The organism is Streptomyces sp. NPDC097129 (assembly GCF_055668065.1).
In genome coordinates, this window is record NZ_JBVOQE010000132.1 from 1 (window position 1) to 1,010 (window position 1,010).

2 protein-coding genes are annotated in these 1,010 nt (G+C 59.9%); both read left to right on the forward strand.

Annotated features, from left to right (window positions below; all coding sequences use genetic code 11):
• Window positions 1-136: 136 nt before the first annotated feature.
• Window positions 137-595 carry a hypothetical protein gene (locus AC0B9F_RS38625; RefSeq protein WP_472010543.1) on the forward strand — a complete coding sequence of 153 codons (459 nt, stop codon included), beginning with the start codon at window positions 137-139 and terminating at the stop codon, window positions 593-595.
• 152 nt (window positions 596-747) lie between these two features.
• On the forward strand, window positions 748-1,010 hold a 263-nt coding region (locus tag AC0B9F_RS38630), incomplete at its 3' end, for a helix-turn-helix domain-containing protein (protein ID WP_472010545.1).

Genomic DNA, 1,010 nt, shown 5'->3' on the forward strand with positions numbered 1-1,010 from the left:
AGATAGGTGTGAGCTGCACCACCGACTGTAGTTCTGACAACACGCGTTGTCTAGGGGGTGTGAATAGTCGTCTTTCCTTCGTTTCGGGCGTTGTACCAGGGGTATCCGGAAAGTGTTGTCGACCCGAGGAGCAGCTATGAGCGTCACACGCACGGCCGGGGTTTTTGCGGCCATCGGACTACCGATTGCCGCGAGCGTCATGTTCGCCGGAGTCGCCTCGGCTGATCCGCCCCACCCTTTCGGCGGCGCCGCCGTCACTATCGGGTGTCCGAATCAGGGGTCGCTGGCCTCGTTGACCGGACTCACCGGCCAGTCCGGGCCAGAATCCAATCCGCCCATCGCCAAGGGTGACATTCGCTTCGATTCGTTCCCGGCCGCTGCACCCATCCCGGCGGCGGGTCAGGTGACTGTTGCGTGTGTCAACACCGACACGGGCAAGTCTGGAATCGTCGACCTGGTCGGTACTTATCCGTACCTGTCCGCGACGGTGAACACCGGCGTCGGCAATGTCGTTGCGACGGCGTTCGGTTCGATCAACTGGGGCAGTAGTCCCATCTGCCAGTCGAATCCGACGATCGGCAGGTTCATAGCCTGATCTTGAGCCTCATCGTCGCGGCCTGGACGGGCACAGGGTTGGCGGTATCGCGTGATTATCTGTCATCTCGGAGATACCGCCGGGTCCGTCCCATCCCATATTCTGAAACATGTTAGGTGAAAGCATATTTCAGGGATGGAAAAGGTGGCGACGTGAACGGGTCGAGCGCACGTCAGTTGATGAGCCAGATGCTCGTCGAAAAACGAAACAGTCTTGCGCCCGAAAAGGTCGGCATGCGCTGCGAGGGTGCTCGCCGAATGCACGGCCTCAGTCGGCGCGATGTCGCGCAGATTGCCGACATCAGTTTCAATCACTATCAGCGGCTGGAACAGGGTACGTCCGTTGGTGTTTCGGCTCCGGTCATCGTGAGGATCTGCGACGCCTTGTTGATGGAAGACGACGAGAAGGCGCGCAT

Excerpts from the sequence above, each read along its gene's own strand:
- AC0B9F_RS38625 (WP_472010543.1), top strand. The coding sequence starts at position 137 with ATGAGCGTCACACGCACGGCCGGGGTTTTTGCGGCCATCGGACTACCG.